Origin of the sequence: Paramesorhizobium endophyticum, from assembly GCF_014640615.1 — a bacterium.
In the GTDB taxonomy this organism is placed as follows: domain Bacteria; phylum Pseudomonadota; class Alphaproteobacteria; order Rhizobiales; family Rhizobiaceae; genus Paramesorhizobium; species Paramesorhizobium endophyticum.
The window spans coordinates 56,204-72,273 of sequence record NZ_BMHH01000008.1; the positions used below are offsets into that span (position 1 = coordinate 56,204).

At 61.1% G+C, this 16,070-nt stretch carries 15 protein-coding genes; 5 read left to right on the forward strand and 10 right to left on the reverse strand.

The annotated features are described in order from the left end of the window. The first annotated feature begins 12 nt into the window (after positions 1 to 12). The 5 genes from IEX53_RS11490 to IEX53_RS11510 all read left to right on the forward strand — a co-directional run bounded on the left by IEX53_RS11490 (position 13) and on the right by IEX53_RS11510 (position 4,419). A complete protein-coding gene (locus IEX53_RS11490; RefSeq protein ID WP_188824309.1) occupies positions 13 to 471 on the forward strand; it encodes a hypothetical protein in 459 nt (152 codons plus the stop codon). A gap of 1 nt (position 472) precedes the next feature. Further along, positions 473 to 1,855: a tripartite tricarboxylate transporter permease gene (locus tag IEX53_RS11495; RefSeq protein WP_188824310.1), complete on the forward strand. Its 1,383-nt coding sequence runs from the start codon at positions 473 to 475 to the stop codon at positions 1,853 to 1,855. 40 nt (positions 1,856 to 1,895) lie between these two features. After that, on the forward strand, positions 1,896 to 2,915 hold the full coding sequence (locus tag IEX53_RS11500) for an SMP-30/gluconolactonase/LRE family protein (protein WP_210311642.1): 1,020 nt from the start codon (positions 1,896 to 1,898) through the stop codon (positions 2,913 to 2,915). 183 nt (positions 2,916 to 3,098) lie between these two features. Beyond that, positions 3,099 to 3,755, forward strand: coding sequence for a CoA transferase subunit A (locus tag IEX53_RS11505; protein WP_373288635.1), 657 nt, complete (start codon positions 3,099 to 3,101; stop codon positions 3,753 to 3,755). Between the two features lies 1 nt (position 3,756). Further along, positions 3,757 to 4,419 (forward strand): 3-oxoacid CoA-transferase subunit B, encoded by a 663-nt coding sequence (locus IEX53_RS11510; protein WP_188824312.1) that lies wholly within the window; start codon positions 3,757 to 3,759, stop codon positions 4,417 to 4,419. Positions 4,420 to 4,498: 79 nt separating this feature from the next. On the opposite strand, the gene IEX53_RS11515 is transcribed toward IEX53_RS11510, so the two are convergent. The 10 genes from IEX53_RS11515 to IEX53_RS11560 form a co-directional block, all read right to left on the reverse strand. Continuing rightward, positions 4,499 to 5,557: an ABC transporter ATP-binding protein gene (locus IEX53_RS11515; RefSeq protein ID WP_188824313.1), complete on the reverse strand. Its 1,059-nt coding sequence runs from the start codon at positions 5,555 to 5,557 to the stop codon at positions 4,499 to 4,501. A 14-nt stretch (positions 5,558 to 5,571) separates the two neighbouring features. After that, positions 5,572 to 7,662 (reverse strand): ADP-ribosylglycohydrolase family protein, encoded by a 2,091-nt coding sequence (locus IEX53_RS11520; protein ID WP_188824314.1) that lies wholly within the window; start codon positions 7,660 to 7,662, stop codon positions 5,572 to 5,574. A gap of 13 nt (positions 7,663 to 7,675) precedes the next feature. Next, entirely contained in the window at positions 7,676 to 8,509 is an 834-nt protein-coding gene (locus IEX53_RS11525) for a carbohydrate ABC transporter permease (protein WP_188824315.1), read from the reverse strand. After that, positions 8,506 to 9,351, reverse strand: a complete 846-nt coding sequence (locus IEX53_RS11530; protein WP_188824316.1) for a carbohydrate ABC transporter permease — start codon at positions 9,349 to 9,351, stop codon at positions 8,506 to 8,508. Before IEX53_RS11530 ends, IEX53_RS11525 begins: the two co-directional genes overlap by 4 nt. An 88-nt stretch (positions 9,352 to 9,439) precedes the next feature. Continuing rightward, a complete protein-coding gene (locus IEX53_RS11535; protein ID WP_188824317.1) occupies positions 9,440 to 10,744 on the reverse strand; it encodes an ABC transporter substrate-binding protein in 1,305 nt (434 codons plus the stop codon). Between the two features lie 21 nt (positions 10,745 to 10,765). Continuing rightward, a complete protein-coding gene (locus IEX53_RS11540) occupies positions 10,766 to 11,797 on the reverse strand; it encodes a LacI family DNA-binding transcriptional regulator (RefSeq protein WP_188824318.1) in 1,032 nt (343 codons plus the stop codon). A gap of 401 nt (positions 11,798 to 12,198) precedes the next feature. Then, positions 12,199 to 13,455 carry a type III PLP-dependent enzyme domain-containing protein gene (locus IEX53_RS11545; protein WP_188824319.1) on the reverse strand — a complete coding sequence of 419 codons (1,257 nt, stop codon included), beginning with the start codon at positions 13,453 to 13,455 and terminating at the stop codon, positions 12,199 to 12,201. A 47-nt stretch (positions 13,456 to 13,502) separates the two neighbouring features. Next, the gene (locus IEX53_RS11550) at positions 13,503 to 14,294 is read right to left on the reverse strand and encodes an SDR family NAD(P)-dependent oxidoreductase (protein ID WP_188824320.1); all 792 of its coding nucleotides are present in this window, start codon (positions 14,292 to 14,294) and stop codon (positions 13,503 to 13,505) included. Positions 14,295 to 14,409: 115 nt separating this feature from the next. Next, positions 14,410 to 15,312 carry an SMP-30/gluconolactonase/LRE family protein gene (locus IEX53_RS11555; protein ID WP_188824321.1) on the reverse strand — a complete coding sequence of 301 codons (903 nt, stop codon included), beginning with the start codon at positions 15,310 to 15,312 and terminating at the stop codon, positions 14,410 to 14,412. 7 nt (positions 15,313 to 15,319) lie between these two features. Beyond that, the gene (locus IEX53_RS11560) at positions 15,320 to 16,054 is read right to left on the reverse strand and encodes an ATP-binding cassette domain-containing protein (RefSeq protein WP_188824444.1); all 735 of its coding nucleotides are present in this window, start codon (positions 16,052 to 16,054) and stop codon (positions 15,320 to 15,322) included. Positions 16,055 to 16,070: the final 16 nt, after the last annotated feature.

A 16,070-nucleotide genomic window follows, 5' to 3' on the forward strand; every position in this document is an offset into this window, starting at 1 on the left:
TGGGAGGGTTAGATGATAGATCAGAATGTTGTGCGCGCCACCGGCCCGCACGGTCAGCTTGCCGAGGTTTGGGGAGACGTGGTGTCTCGCCCTCAACTCGCGAAAGCAATGATTATTGGCGCCATATTGAGCGTCGTTGTCTACTACGTCACGCTTGCGACGATCTCGCCGCTGGCAGCCACGCCAGCGGTCGGCAAGGCGTTGGCAATGCTTGCCGGCATTGTAGGCTCGGTCGTCAGCGGAGCCGTGTGTTCCCGGATGTTTGCACCCAAGCGCGTCGTCGTCGAGCAGGCCGAGACAGGCACCGCCTGGCAGGCCGATATCCTTGAACAGCTTGAACAGGAGGGCGGGCCTATCGGCCGGGTGGAAGATCTTCCGCCTGTGGTGGCGCAGGAAATGCGCGAGGTCGGGCTCTACGATCTCTTCAAGAATTACCAAGATCGTCGCGGCGTTGACAGGCAGGGGGAGTGACATGGACGGTATGATGTATGAAATAGTCATGGCCGTATCTCTCGGCCTTCTCGGAGCCATCCTGTTTTCCGCCATCGGCCTGATTTCAGGGACGGACGAAACCACCACCATCGCCCCAGTCACCCTTCTCGTCGTTCTTCTGGGGGCGCCGCCGGTCGCGGTCTTCACCTTCTGGATGTGCTCGGCGATTTCCAAGCACATGACCCATGCGGTGCCGACGGCGCTCCTCGGCATTCCGGGCGACACCATGGCGCTACCGCTTCTGCAGCAGGCCACCGCACTTCGCAATCTCGGCGCACCACATGTGGCGCTCCGCAAGATGCTGGCGGGCTCCGTCATATCGGCCTTCATTGCGATACCGCTTGCAGTTCTGTTCGCCGTCATCCTGGCGCCTTTCGGCAGCTATATCACCGCATCGGCCCCATGGCTCTTCATCGGGGCGGCACTCATCATTGCCTATTTCTCGGCCGGCCGCTGGGCTTCGGTCGTCGCACTGGTCCCGTTCACGCTGCTGATTATTGCTTTGCAGGGCTTCACCGCAGCGCATAACGTCAAGCTCGGCGTCAGCTATTTTCTCGGTATCGCCGTCGGGCCGCTGGTGGCGGAGCTGTTTTCCGCAATTTCGCCGCTCGAGCAGAAACGTATGAACCGCAACCAGTTGCGCCAGACCACGCTTGCGCCAGACGTGAAGGGCTGGGGCGGCTATTTCCCTAACCCATTCCGCGTGCTCGACAAGAGCCAGGTGGTGACGACGGCGACAGCCGCCGCCGTGACCAGCGCGACATTCGTGTTCAGCCCGGTCGCCGTAACCGTGATCGCCGGCGAAATCGTCGGCGCGCGCATCAAGCACGCCTATCATCGCCTGACCTCCGTGCTCGCCGTTCGTAATGGCGTGACGGAATCGACCTACATTGCCGAAGCGCTGATCCCGCTGATCGCTTTCGGTCTGCCACTCAGCCCAGTCGCCGCCGGGCCGGCCGCACCGCTGTTCAACGCACCACCGCGTTTCACGGTCGATACCGGAACCGGCGTCGTCAACAACCTGCACACAATGATGTCGGTCTCCGAGTTCCTGATCTGGGGCCTGATCTCCGTCGTCATTGCCGCCGCCATCGCCTACCCCTTCGCAATGAACCACGCGCGCAGCGCCGCAGCGTTCGTGGCAAAGTACATTAGCCATGAAGCCATCATCGCCACCTTCGTCGGCCTCATCCTGGTGATCGGCCTCTGGGAGGGCGGACTGCTGGCCCTGCTGGTCATTGTCACCGTCGGCCTCGTCGGCGGCCTGCTTTACCGCGTGCTCGGAATGAACACCGGCGTGCAATTCATGGGCTATTACGCTGCGATCCTCAGTGTTCCGGCGATCCTGAAGCTGATCGGCTGATCCAGCCGCTCGGCCTTGTGGCAAAATGGGAGGAGAGAATATGAACCGACTGGCGCACATGTCAGCTCTGGGCGCGGCACTGATCCTGATCGGTGTTGCTGCTCACGCGGCCGACGATACCGCAACGCTTCCAGCCTTGGACATCCCGCGGGCGCTTCGAAGCGCCGTACCTCTGCCGATGGCGGAAGCCGACTTGCCGTCTGTCGAGGCCAGGGAATACTTTAAGGTTTCCGAAAAAGGCCTGCAGCTCGAATGCCCGACATTCGATGCGAAGGGTGATCTCCTGTTCTGCGAAGTCTTCGGCGGAACGGTGTTTCGCCTGACCCCGGACAGGCAGCTTTCGAGTTTCGTGCCGAACCCGCAACTGCGCCCCGCCGGACTTGCGGTTGGCCGCAATGGCCGCATCTACATGGCCGAACTCGGGGACTTCAAGTCGCGTGGATCAGTGGTCACCACGGCACCCGACGGTAGCGACGTCCAGACCATCGTGTCGAGAGATGACGGTTTTCTGCCTGACGACCTTGTCTTCAACAAGGATGGCGGATTTTATTTCACCGACTTCAAGGGTGGTTCCAGCACGCCCTCCGGCGGCGTCTATTACCTCGGTCCCGGTGGAGGCAAGCCGGTTCCGGTCGTGCCCGATCTCCGGATCGCCAACGGTATCGGTCTCAGCCCAGACGGCAAGACGCTGTGGGTGACGGAGTTAGCCGGCGGCCAGTTGCACCGGATTTCGCTCGCAGACGCCACCACCATCGCACCGTTCGGATCATCGGTCGTCTACAATTTTGTCGGCGGCGGCCCGGACTCCATCCGCGTCGATGCCGACGGCAACGTCTATGTGGCGATGTATGGTCAGGGGCGGATCATGGTATTCAATCCGCTCGGCTTCCCGATCGGCCAGTACCTGCTGCCCGGCCGCGATGACGGGCACAATCTGCGCTCGACCTCCATGGTCATTCGCCCCGGCACAGACGAACTGCTGATTTTCACGAACGATTGGGACAAAGGTCAAGGCTCGACCATCTTCGTAGCTAAGGCAGTTGCCAAAGCAGCGCCATAACGCGTTCACGGGGAACGCCTGTCAGGGGCGTATGACGGCCCACGCTGCTCACTTCCCTGCGGACCGCGAGAGCGACCCTACGGTCAATGACACTACCGGCTCACTTTAATAAGCACGGAGGAAAAATTGAGGAAAATAGTATCAGGCGCCTCCGAGGCGCTGGCCGATATTCTCGTTGATGGCATGACTATCATGTCGGGTGGCTTTGGCCTTTGTGGCATTCCATCGGCGCTGATCGAGGCGATCCGGGTTTCTGGCGTGACGGATCTCACCGTTATATCGAACAATGCCGGCGTCGACGGGTGTGGACTCGGCCTGCTTCTTGAAAGCAGGCAGATCAGCAAGATGTTCTCGTCTTATGTCGGCGAGAATAAGCTCTTCGCGCAGCAATATCTGTCCGGCGATCTGGAACTGGAATTCAACCCACAGGGCACCTTGGCTGAACGAATCCGGGCCGGCGGAGCAGGCATCCCGGCCTTTTTTACGAGGACTGGCGTCGGCACACTCGTGGCTGAAGGAAAAGAACTCCGCCGGTTCGGTGAAAACGATTATGTAATGGAGACCGGCTTGTTTGCCGATCTTGCAGTCATTCATGCCTGGAAGGGCGATACGGAAGGCAACCTTGTGTACCGGAAGACGGCGCGGAATTTCAATCCGATCATGGCGACAGCTGCCAGCATAACTGTTGCGGAGGTTGAAAATCTGGTCGATGTCGGAGAGATCGATCCCGATGCGGTCCATACGCCTGGGATTTACGTCCAAAAGGTCGTTCATGTCGCCTGTCCGGAAAAGCGTATCGAACAACGCACTGTACGTGCGCTGTCACAGGAGATCGCGTAACATGGCTTGGACGCGTGAACAAATGGCGGCACGTGCCGCTCGTGAACTGCAGGATGGCTTCTACGTCAATCTTGGCATCGGCATCCCCACGCTGGTAGCCAACTTCATTCCGGACGACATCGAGGTGACGCTCCAGAGCGAGAACGGCATGCTCGGCATGGGTCCGTTCCCGTTTGAAGGCGAAGAGGACGCCGACCTTATCAACGCAGGCAAGCAGACGATAACGCAGTTGCCTAAGACGAGCTTTTTTTCGTCTGCCGACAGTTTTGCCATGATCCGCGGTGGTCATATCGATCTGTCGATCCTCGGCGCCATGCAGATCTCGCAATCTGGCGACCTTGCCAACTGGATGATCCCGGGCAAGATGGTAAAGGGCATGGGAGGCGCCATGGATCTTGTTGCAGGCGTCAAGAAGGTGGTGGTCGTCATGGAGCATGAGGCTAAGGGCGAGCCGAAGCTCCTGAAGGAGTGCACCTTGCCTCTGACCGGTCAGCGCGTCACGGACATGGTAATCACTGACCTCGCCGTTTTTCGCGTCGCCCGTACCGGTGCGCCAAAGATGGTCCTGGTGGAAATGGCTGAGGATGTCACGCTTGAGGAGATTCGCGCCAAAACGCAGGCGGAGTTCGAAGTTGGCCTAACATTGGATGGATCAGGCCCATGACGAGGCCTTCAGTGGTGATTGCATAAGCTGCACCTCCGCCGTGCGTGCCCGAGTGCAGCCCCTTTTGACCTATGCGGGACTAGCCAAGCCGCACTCCCTTCTTCCTGTCAAAGACGTGCACCGCGCCCTGATCGAGACACAGGGCGCGTTCGGCACCTACGTCGAAATCCGGCCGGTCGCGCAGAACAAGGGAAACCGGCCCCGTGTCCAATTGCATCTCCACGAAGGTTTCGGATCCCGTCGGCTCGATATTGCCGACCACCGCCATCAACGGACCCTCGGACGCAAGGCGGATCTCTTCCGGCCGCTTGCCGATCAAGACCTTGTGGTCTTCGCCGAGGTTTGCCGGCGCGGCAAGACCGGTCGGGCGTCCATCGTCGAGGAAGAGTCCGCCTGCCTTGGCGAAGGCCGGAAACAGGTTCATGGCGGGAGAACCGATGAACTGGGCGACGAAGGCATTGGCCGGACGGTCGTAGAGTTCGAGCGGCGTGCCGATCTGCTCGATCCGTCCGGCCTGCATGACGACGATCCGGTCGGCCATGGTCATGGCCTCGATCTGGTCGTGGGTAACATAGATCATGGTCGTTCCGAGTCGGCGGTGCAGGCTCTTGATCTCGCTGCGCATTTGCACACGCAGCTTGGCGTCGAGATTTGACAGCGGCTCATCGAACAGGAAGACCTGCGGGTTGCGCACGATTGAGCGGCCCATGGCGACACGCTGGCGCTGCCCACCCGAAAGCGCCTTGGGCTTGCGGTCCAGTAGAGGCGTGAGGCCGAGGATTTCAGCGGCCTCCCTGACCTTGCGTGTCTTCTCCTCCTTGCCGGCACCGGCCAGCGTAAGCGAGAAGGCCATATTCTCCTCGACCGTCATGTGTGGATAAAGCGCGTAATTCTGGAATACCATCGAGATATCCCGGCTTTTCGGCGGCAGATCGTTGACAATCTTGCCGCCGATTGAAATCGTTCCGCCCGAAATGTCTTCCAGACCAGCGATCATTCGCAAAAGGGTCGACTTGCCGCAGCCGGAAGGACCGATCAGCACCACGAATTCACCGTCGCCGATCATCGCGTCGATGCCGTGGATCACCTCGACGCGGTCATATCGCTTGACAATCTTGTTGATCGAAACGCTTGCCATGATGACTTTCTCCCTTAGGCCGGGCGAACCCGGATACGGGTCGCCGACAGCGCACCCTCATGAATGATGAGGCCCGCAGCTCCGCTGGAAAACGTCGCGTCCGAGGCCTCGACGACGATGTCGCCGACTGTCGCAACGATGCGGTCGCCTTTCACCGACGCGGTAAGCGTGAAGGCGGTCTCGAGGCCGATATCGAGCCGCGCCGATGCAAGAACAGCTCGGTGCTCGTCCTTGCGCCGAACAATCTGCAGTTCGCCTTTGCGTGTCAGCCACGCCGCATAATAGCGGCGTTGACCTTCTGCCCGCAGGACGAGGCCTCCGTGATCGCCAAGATGCAGCATCAGGTCGGCTTCGACCACATAATCCGTCCAGTCACGCGTCCCCTGCAGGATCAGTCCCTCGCCGCGGTTCTGGCTGATACGGAAGTCCTGCGGAAAATGCTTTGAGAAGAAGTGAACGTTGCTGACCCACGCCTTGCGCCAGAAATCACCCGTTCCCGAAGGCCGACGGAATGTCACATTGGGGCAGCCGTCCCAGGAAAGGGCTTCCAGCAGCACCCGGCCATCGCTGCGGCCTTCCGGCGTGGTTAAGACCACGCCGACTTCGGCGATCGGCTGGCTACCGGTCTCCGGCACGATCCAAGTGAGCTCGGCTGACGGCCCTGTTCCCAGGAGAACCGGGGTCGGCATGTCGACATCAACGAGTTCGTCGCTGCCGTCATAATGGCGGATGCGCAGCCTCGCCTCGACCGTGCCGCGATTGCCGGCCTCCGCCCTGATCCTGGCTCTAAGCGTCTGACCCGCGTGGATGCGCGGGCTTGCCATCAGATCATAGGTACGCATGCCCTTGACCTCCTGGGGCGTGAAGACCGGTGTCGTCGCGGCGGCCTCACGACCGGGGGCGAGCGCTGAAAAGTCGATCGCCAGCGCCTCCCCGGTGCCATGCACCTTGAGGTCCGGCAGGCTTGTCAGGCTTTTCTGCGGGCGAAAGCCTTGGACAGAGCCAGGCAGCGAGAAATGGAACTGTGCCCCACCTTTCGGCGCGGCAAGCGGCTCCTCGTCTGCAAGCTTGCGGCCGAGATTGGCAAGCCACAGCGAAATTTCTACCGCATCGGTAATCGACCGGCCGCCGTCGGCCGTCGAGATGTAAAGGCGGTCTGCGACCGGCCCGCGCCAGTCCGGACCGGCCTCCAGACCGTCGAGTCCGAGCATGATGCCATGCAGGCAACCGAGATTGCCGGCATTGCAATCCGTATCCCAGCCGGAGGTGTTGACGATCATCTGGCCACGCTGGAAATCGTGCGGCGCATGCAGCAGCGCCATGATCATCAGCGCATGATTGGGCACGACATGGCAGTTGCCCGGATATTTGTCGTAACCGTAATTGTCCTCGATCTTCTGGCGTGTCGCCTGCCAGTCCTCGTTGCCCGAGGTCCATTGCCGGATATCGGCGATCAGTCTGGCAATCAGGCTGTCCTTCGGGATGAAGGAGAGACCGGTGTCGAGAAGATGGTCGACGTCGCGGCTGACAAAGGCCTCCGCCTCCATCGCCGCCCAGAGCACGGCGGCGTGGACCGCCTCGCCATCATGGCTTACGGAACCTGCGGCACGCGCAAGCTTGGCCGCCTGGGCCGGATTTCCCGGAGAGATGAGCGCCCAGCCGTCGATGAATATCTGCGCGCCGATCTGTTCAGCAACGGTTGCGCCGTTTGTTTCGATCGAGCCGGAGGCAGGTGCGGGAATGCCCCGCGCCAGATTGAGCCAGGCAGTGTGCTCGGTGGAATTTCCGGCGCCGCCCCACCAGAGGATCGAGCGCTCCTCGATGATGTAGTTGAGCCAGGCGCGACCGATATCCTCCGCCGAAAGTTCAGGCGAAATGCCGTAATCGTCGAGAGCGCGTGGGAAGGCGAACGTGCCAGCTACGTCGTCGTCGGTGACCACCAGCGGGTCGCCGAGTTGCTCGTTGACGTAATAGGTGATCGGGCCGAGCTTTTCGAGAATGTCCCGGTAGCGCCAGTTTTCAAACGGTCGTCCGAGATAGACGCCGATCAGCTTGCCGAGCACGCCGGCATAAACGCGGGTTTGGTAGTCTGAGGGAATGGACATGGGAGACTCCTTGTCAGCCCTTCACCGAGCCGCCGGCCATGCCTTCGATAAAACGGCGCTGCAGCAGGATGAAGAGGATTACGATCGGTAGAATGATGATGAGGGCGGCGGCCATGATCTCACCCCAGTCGGACGAGTACTGGCCGGACAATAGGAAGAAGGAGACGACCGCGGTCAGCCGCTCCTGCCCTTGGAGGAATGTCGTGGCGATCAGAAATTCATTCCAGGAATAAAGGCCGATGATCAGCGCCACCGTCAGGATTCCGGGCGAAACGATCGGCAGGAAGACGCGGCGAAAAACCTGCCAGGGGGTCGCCCCGTCGATCAGCGCTGCCTCTTCAAGTTCGCGCGGAACCGCCAGGAAATAAGTCCTCAACAGCATGATCGCGAAGGGAGAATAGATCGCGGTGTAGATGAACGACACCGCGATCGGATTGTTGATCAGGCCAAAGCGCGCAAAGCCGAAATAGAGCGGAAAGAGGAAGAGTTGGATCGGCGCCGTTGTGCTGGCGAGCAGGTAGAAGGTCAGGATCTTCCAGGTCTTGATCTTGCGCCGGGCCAGAACATAGGCCGTCAGCGAGCCCGTCGTGCAGACCAGCACGATCGTCAGACCGGTCAGCATCGCTGAATTGAGCAGGGTGCGACCGAAATTGGCATCGCTCCAAGCGCGTGTGAAGTTGTCCCAGCGCAATTGCGAGGGCAAGGCGAGCGGGTTCTGCACAATTTCGGCGGAAGGTTTCACGGAATTGAGCACGAGCATCACGATCGGGAACAGCGCAATCACCAGCAGCACGGCGAGCGTGCTGTAGACGAGCGTCAGGGTCAGGCGGCTTTCGGTCATTCTCATTGGTCGAATTCCTTCGCCTGTGAGCGGATGTAAAAGATCGTCGCCGCAAGCCCGAACAGACTGATAACCACGGAGATCGCGGCTGCCTTGCCGACGGCGAGGTCGTAGAACGCCGAACGGTAGGCGAAAGTCGACAGCACTTCCGAGGAAAAAGCCGGCCCGCCCTGCGTCAGGATGTAGACGAAGTCGAACACCAGGAACGACCAGATCACAGTCATGATCATCATCAGCGTGATCGTGGGACGGATGCCCGGCAACAGCACGTAGCGGACAGTCTGGAAGAAGGTCGCACCCTCAACGCGCGCTGCCTCGATCTGCTCCGCCGGAACCTGGCGAAGCGCGGCGAAGAAGATCACGCAGAGGAATCCCCACCAGTGCCAGAGATCGACGACCGCGATGCCATAGAGCGCGCTCGAGGTCTCGGTCAAAGGATTGGCCACGTCGAGCCCCATGCGCTGCAGCAGTCCGGTAATGCCCGTGACCGGCGAATAGATCATGCCCTGCCAGACCCGACCGGTGATCGCTGTCGCGATGATCACCGGCAGGAAATAAACCACCTGGAAGAAATTCGATCCCCGGCGGGCGATCAGCATCATCGTCGCGGCGAGCAGACCCATTGCGATCGGCACCGTCAAGAAGATCGCGGTCCAGATAATGTTGTTGGTGAGCGCGGTCCAGAAGACCCGATCGGTCCACAACTCACGAAAATTGTCGAGCCCGACAAAGACCGGATCGCTGATCCCGTCCCACTGAAAAAAAGCAAGTACGATGGTCAGCATGGCCGGTATGGCGATGATAACGACGTTGATGAGAAGTGTCGGCAAGACAAAGAGGCGATGCATAGTGATACCTTTGCAGGTTGGCGAAGCCCGTTGCTCCCGCTGCATGGGTGGGAAGAGCGAGGACGGCGCGCCTAGCAGGATCGCGCAATCAGCGCGCCGGCACGGCTGGTGCCTTGCCCGACTGCTTCTCCTTCTGGAACGTCGCGTCCAGCTTGGCGAGATAGTCGGCGGTGGTGGTGCGCTTCAGCCAGACCTCCTCGATGCCGTTTATCAGGTAGCTATCGGTCGCCGGCGGGAGAAAAGTCCATGTGGTGTAACCGTAGTTGCCGTCGGCAACGGATGAGGCGAGAGTCTTCATGGCATCGGTGAAGAGCGGAGCGACGCTGCCCGCCATCTTCACCTGGCTGAGATCCTTCAGCGGGATGTTCCACTCACCCTGCCAGGCCGAGTTCATCGATCCGTAAACTGCGGGGGTGAAAATGAAGTCGATGACCGAAGCTGCGCCGTCCGGTTGCCGGGCCTTGGAGGCGATTGAGAACGTCGAGCCGATGCCGAGCGGAAAGACCGGATCGCCGCTTGCGCTCGGGAAGCCGACAAACCCGGCTGTCGCGCCGCTTTTGCCGAAATAGGTATCGACATTGTGGAACTGCCAGGTGCCGCTCGGCATCATCGCCGCACGGCCCGAGGCCAGCATGTCGGCCGTCTGTTCGCTGCTTGTGAGCGAGAAGTAATTCTTGCCGAAATAACCCTTCTGCCACCATTGATCGAGCGTATTGATTGCCTTGACGAAAGGTTCGGATGTCCAGGGAATCTCGCCGCGCAGCGCCTTGTTGAGATTGTCGGGCCCAGCGACCGCATTGAGCGCCAGCGTCACAAACCATTCATTGGCGCCACGCCAGTCAGCATTGCCGGCGGCGAATGGCGTGATGTTTTCCTTGAGCATCTGGTCGGCGAGTGTTTCAAGCTCTGCAAGGGTCTTCGGGGCTTTCCAGCCGTGCTTGTCGAACAACGACTTGTTGTAGAACAGACCGAGCGTCTCGTAGGTTTTTGGCAAAGCATAGAGCTTACCGTCATAGCGCCCCATCTCCAGAAAGACGGGCAGAATTCGATCGGTCCAGGCGAATTTGGCGGCATAATCGTCGAGCGGGAGGAGTTGCCCGGATTGCGCCATCGGCGCCACGTAGCTCGGGCCCGCCGTATAGACCACATCCGGGCCGTTGCCGGATAGCAGGGCGACGCGCAACTGCTTGTCGAGTTCGCTGCCGCGATAGTCAATTACCAGATTGTAGCTCGACTGTGACGCGTTGAATGGCCCGACGATATTGTCCTGGATCAGCTTCTGCTGGTCCGGCGTGGCCTGTTCGTACCACCAGGTGACGCGTTCCTGGGCGGCGGCGATCTGGGCCGTGCCGGCGAGAATGACGGCGGCTGCAAGCAGTTTCATCGTGTTCATTGAAGTTCCTCCCTTTATTGGTCATTGGTCCGGCTGTTCTGCCGGTGGAGCGACGGAAGCCCGGATGACGAGCTCAAAGGACATTTCCTCGGCCCGACCGGGATCGGATCGGCCATTGGCCAGGCGTTCAAGCAGAATCTTAGCCGCCCGCGCACCAAGTCTGTCCTGAAACTGCGCTACAGTGGTCAGGGCCGGCGTGACCAGGGCCGACGCCAGAATGTCGTCGAAACCGGCGACTGAAATATCTTCGGGTATGCGGAGCCCACGCGCGACCAGCCCCTGCATGACCCCGATCGCCATGAGATCGTTAGCGGCGATGATCGCGGTTGGGCGTTGGGCTGCAACAAGAAGCCGGTCGACCACGTCGCGCCCGGCCTCGAGCGTGAAGGTCACCGCATCGAACGCCATCGGATCGGCGCCGATTGATGCCATTGCATCAAGATAGCCCTGAAGGCGAAACCGTTGCGGACCGCCGGGCGCTGCGATCATCGCGATACGACGATGGCCGAGATTGATCAGATGCCGTGTCAGTTTCAACGCCGCCGTTAAATTGTCTATGAACAGGTCGTCGATCGGCAGCGGTCCTCCGCTCTTCCGGCTGGCTTCGATGCGAACAACGGGTACACCCGCCTTGCCAAGCGGCTCCAAATCTTTCGCACCCAGATTGAAGAACACGCCAACGACACCGTCGAAACGCCCTTGCCGCGCCGCCATGACGACCTGCTTCTCATTGGCAGCCCTGCCCTCAGTGTCGATGGTGATAACTTCGTATCCGGCTGCACGCGCCACCTTTTGCACTGCAACGACAAGCGAAGGATAAAAGGGATTGGCGAGATCCGGCACAACGCAGGCAATTACGCGGGTGCGTTGCGTGCGCAACGCCTGAGCAAAATGGTTGGGCTGATAGCCGAGATCGGCAATCGCCGCCTCGATCCGTTCGGCGGTTTCCGGCGCCACTTTGTCACGCCCCCCATTCAGCACGAGAGACACGGTCGCTTGGGCGACGCCCGCCCGCTCCGCGACTTCCCTTTGGGTGGCTCTTTTACCCGACACGGCAACATTTACCTCATTGATACGTAGCAATAGCCTACTGATACGTATCGATTTGTCAATAACCCTTCACATTCGGCATTCGTGCTTCTAAACTGACGGTCGCTAATCAACGAGAAGCGGTTATTCTCTGCCATCTCGGGAACGCATGGGGAAGTTGCGGGACCGTCCGCGAAAACTCATGACCATGTAGCGCATCGAGTCCGATGAGATCGAAGCGCAATTGCGAAGCCTCGACGCCGATGGCTTTCAAGCGCGCCCGGGCGATGTCGAGAGCAAGTTCACCCCGCGCCCGCACGCCGGGGCCTGCATAGAAAATCTGCCAACTTGATGGAATGCTTCTTGCCAATCAGCCAAGTCTTCGGGGGAACGGCTGTAAGTGCATTCCGCTCCAAAGAAACAGCCTATCCGAAACGTGTCAGCATTTCGCCGGTGATGGCGCCCTTGTCGAGCACATGCACCATGCGCCAAAGGTGCAGGCATGTGCAGGGATGTGAAATGCCTAACTCGACGACGTCGCCCACCTTCAGATTGGCGTTCCCGAGCGCAACAAACGCATGCTGATCGTTGAGACGCGTCACGGCCGTCTCGGTCACATCCGTCTCCAGTTCGACGCCGCCGCGGAATATCCGCAGTACCCGCGGCAGGCCGGCATCGTGCGAGACGTCGCGCATGCCGATGCCGCAAATGGCCAATCCTGCCTCGGGGCACGACAGCACCTCGGCCCAGACCCGCAGCACCGGGCGGAAGGCGTTGGCCGCCAGGAAAGCGTCCATCTTGAAGCCGCGACGTGCATCCATGGCCCTGAAAGCGCGCTCGTAGAGCCCGTGATCGCCGAAGAGGATGGCTCCCGGCCGGATGACGAGATCGGCATTGCCGTCGGCTTTAACCGCATCGCCAAGCAACGCCACGACGCGGTCGAAATACATCGAGCCGCCGGCGCTTGCGATCAGGCGGCGCTGCGGGCCGACGGCCTGGCGCAGGCGGGCGAGCGCCTCGCCTTGCAAAATCATCAGGGCGTCGACGCGCCGGATTGCCTCGTCCGCCCCTCCGATCGCCGCCGCACCTTCATAGGCCGCCACGCCGGCGGCAAAGATCCCACCCTCCTTCTCCGCCAGGACGGCCGCATCGAGAACCCGTGAAAATGCGTCGATATCGCGGGCGCCCGCACGGCCCGCGCCTACTTCCATGAGTACCACCAGCGGGCGCGCCGGACGTGCGGCCTGCCACGCGTTAGCCAAGGCCTCCACGGCCTCCACCGAATCGGCGAACACCAAGAGTTCGACCTCCGGATGGTCGGCCGCCAGCCGCGCGAAACGGCGCGCCCCATGAATGCCGACCTCGTTGGCAAGTATGATGCGCCGGATGCCGGCGCCAATCATCACCGCCGCCTGGCGGACATCCGCCACCGTCACGCCCCAGCCGCCGGCCGCGATGAGATCGACTGCCAGTTCGGGAATCATCGCCGTCTTCACATGCGGCGCGAGCAGCGCGCCATGGCGCTCGCCGTACCGGATGATCGTGTCGCGGTTTGTCCGGTAGACATCCTGATCGAGCGTCAGCATGGGTAGCGGTAGTACACCGCTTTCCGGGCGCCGAGCAGCGCTCTTTTCCAGGGTTCCGACACCTTGGGATGGCACATTTTGAGGTGTGGCCTGCATCGTCATGTCCATGTTGGGTTTCGTTGCGCGTGGCAAGGCGCGCGCCGCTATGCCGTGCTTTTCGGATATCCTGCGGGGTACTCGCGCAGCGTAAGACCGCCATCCACCGTCAGCGTCTGACCCGTGATATACCCTGCCCGCTCGGACGCAAGGAAGGTCACGGCCTCGGCGATATCCGCAGGTGATGCAAAACGGCCCAGCGGAATATACGCTTCCACCGCCGCCTTGAACTCGGCATCGTACATCGGACCAGCACCCTCGGTCATCACATGGCCCGGCTCGACTGCGTTCACCGAGATCCCGAAGGAGGCCAGTTCGAGCGCGGCGGCGCGAACGAACCCGTTGATGCCAGCCTTGGTAGAGGCGTAATGCGCCATGCCGGCGATCGCCGTGCGGTTTCCGGTGATGGAGGAGGAGGCGACGATGCGACCGTAGCGCTGGCGCTTCATCGCCGGCAGGCACGCCTTCACAGCCAGGAACACGCCCTTGAGGTTCACCGACATCAGCCGGTCCCAGAGCGCCTCCTCCATCGTGTCGAGCGGCGCGCTGTCGAAGATGGCGGCGTTGGGGCATAGCACATCGATGCTTCCGAACGCCGCAAGCGCCTCGGCGGCGACGCGCTCCATATCGGCAGCGGAAGAAACATCCGCCATCGCCGTCAGCAGCGGACGATCTGCTCCGATCCGCATGCGCGCGGAGCCGAGCGCATCGGCATCGCGGTCGATGATGACGACCGCCGCGCCGTCATCCGAAAGCTTGCGCGCGATGGCGAAGCCGATCCCGCGCGCGCCGCCGGTGACGATCGCCACCCTGCCCTGCTGCTGTTTTCCTTCGGACATAGGCCACAAGCCTCCCAAAGCAATCCCAGGAAAGCGGAACCGATTTTCCGTCCGGAGTTGCGTGAAATCAAAAGCTTAGATCATCTCCGCGCTTCCGCGAAACGCTGAAAGCGATCTAACCGGCGAACGGTGTTTCGATGAGACCCGGAACATCCACATCGATGGCGAACAGCGCTCCGGCAAACGGCGTCTTCTCGAAGCCCGCCTCGTCCATATAGACCCACGTGCCTTCGATCATCTCGATGGAAGCGGAGGTGATATAAAGAGTGCGCAGGTCCGGACCGCCGAAGGCGCAGCTCGTCGGGCTTTTCACCGGCATCTCGATCACGCGCTCCTCAGTGCCGTCCGGCCTGTAGCGCGTAATGCGCCATCCACCCCAATGGGTGGACCAGAGAAAACCTTCCGCGTCGACCGTGGAGCCATCGGGAATTCCGTGCTTTTCCTCGATCGTCGCAAAAACCCGGCCGTTCGAGGCCGCGCCCGTAGCCAAGTCGATGTCATAGGCCCAGATTGCGCGGTCCTGGCTGCGGGTGTGATACAGGATGCGGCCATCGGGACTGAAGGACGGGCCGTTCGAGCAGACATAACCGTCATTGATCGGCTGCGTCTGACCGTTTGCTTCGATGCGATAGAGCCGGCCGAGCCTGTCAGTTTCCAACCGGTCGGTCGTTCCTGCCCAAAGGCGGCCCTGCCGGTCGCTCTTGGCGTCGTTGAAACTCGCGCGCGGCATGTCGGCGATCGGATTGACGAATGGCGTGCGGGTGCCGTTCTCGAAATCCACGAACGAGATGCCGTCACTGCCGGCAAGCACGAAACCGCCGCTGCTTCGCGCGACAAGCGCGCCGAGCTGTTCCGGCAGTGGCCCCACATCCAGCTTTTCGTCCCTCCCGGTGCGCGGGTCGAACCGATGCAGCTCCGGGCGCATCTGGTCGATCCAGTACAGCAGGTCGTCCTTTGCCGACCAGAACGCTCCCTCTCCCAGCACCGACCGGGATTCGTGAATGCAACGCAGGTTCATGGTCATCCTAGTACTTCACGATGATGTCGTTGAGCTCGCTCACACTCGTCTCCGACTTGACCAGATTGCGGATTACTCTGCCGCGCGAGAGGATCGTGAAGCGATCGCAGCTTTCGTAAGCGTGGTAGAGATTGTGGGTGATAAAGACGGCGGAGACGCCTTCCGCCTTCAATTCGGTGAGGTGGGCAAGCAGCTTGTCCGTCTCGCGCACGGAAAGCGCGCTGGTCGGCTCGTCGAGCAGTAGCATTGCCGTCTTGAAATAGACGGCCCGAGCGATGGCAACCGCCTGCCGCTGGCCGCCCGAGAGCGCCTCCACCGGGATATCGGGCGAGTTGATGCCGGAGATGCGCACGACATTCATCAACTGGTCCATGACGATCTCGTTCATGCGCGCGGTATCGAGAATACCCAGCGCCCGGGTGAGCTCGCGGCCGGCAAAGAAGTTCCGCATGATCGACGCGGACCCCACGAGGGCGGAATCCTGGTAGATCGTCTCGATACCGAGACGCTCCGAATCCTTGCGCGAGTGGATGGAAACCTCCCTGCCGTCACGAAAGATCTTGCCGCTCGTCGGAAACTCGACGCCGGACATGATCTTCACCAGCGTCGACTTGCCCGCGCCGTTGTCTCCGAGGAGGCCGACCACCTCGTTGCGGCCGATGGTGAAGCTCGCGTCTGTGAGCGCGTCCACGTGACCGTATTGCTTGCTGATGCCTCTGAGTTCCAGCAGCGGCGTAGCCATTCCCTGTTCAGCGCTC

Excerpts from the sequence above, each read along its gene's own strand:
- IEX53_RS11490 (WP_188824309.1), top strand. The coding sequence starts at position 13 with ATGATAGATCAGAATGTTGTGCGCGCCACCGGCCCGCACGGTCAGCTT.
- IEX53_RS11495 (WP_188824310.1), top strand. The coding sequence starts at position 473 with ATGGACGGTATGATGTATGAAATAGTCATGGCCGTATCTCTCGGCCTT.
- IEX53_RS11500 (WP_210311642.1), top strand. The coding sequence starts at position 1,896 with ATGAACCGACTGGCGCACATGTCAGCTCTGGGCGCGGCACTGATCCTG.
- IEX53_RS11505 (WP_373288635.1), top strand. The coding sequence starts at position 3,099 with ATGACTATCATGTCGGGTGGCTTTGGCCTTTGTGGCATTCCATCGGCG.
- IEX53_RS11510 (WP_188824312.1), top strand. The coding sequence starts at position 3,757 with ATGGCTTGGACGCGTGAACAAATGGCGGCACGTGCCGCTCGTGAACTG.
- IEX53_RS11515 (WP_188824313.1), bottom strand. The coding sequence starts at position 5,557 with ATGGCAAGCGTTTCGATCAACAAGATTGTCAAGCGATATGACCGCGTC.
- IEX53_RS11520 (WP_188824314.1), bottom strand. The coding sequence starts at position 7,662 with ATGTCCATTCCCTCAGACTACCAAACCCGCGTTTATGCCGGCGTGCTC.
- IEX53_RS11525 (WP_188824315.1), bottom strand. The coding sequence starts at position 8,509 with ATGAGAATGACCGAAAGCCGCCTGACCCTGACGCTCGTCTACAGCACG.
- IEX53_RS11530 (WP_188824316.1), bottom strand. The coding sequence starts at position 9,351 with ATGCATCGCCTCTTTGTCTTGCCGACACTTCTCATCAACGTCGTTATC.
- IEX53_RS11535 (WP_188824317.1), bottom strand. The coding sequence starts at position 10,744 with ATGAACACGATGAAACTGCTTGCAGCCGCCGTCATTCTCGCCGGCACG.
- IEX53_RS11545 (WP_188824319.1), bottom strand. The coding sequence starts at position 13,455 with ATGCAGGCCACACCTCAAAATGTGCCATCCCAAGGTGTCGGAACCCTG.
- IEX53_RS11550 (WP_188824320.1), bottom strand. The coding sequence starts at position 14,294 with ATGTCCGAAGGAAAACAGCAGCAGGGCAGGGTGGCGATCGTCACCGGC.
- IEX53_RS11555 (WP_188824321.1), bottom strand. The coding sequence starts at position 15,312 with ATGAACCTGCGTTGCATTCACGAATCCCGGTCGGTGCTGGGAGAGGGA.
- IEX53_RS11560 (WP_188824444.1), bottom strand. The coding sequence starts at position 16,054 with ATGGCTACGCCGCTGCTGGAACTCAGAGGCATCAGCAAGCAATACGGT.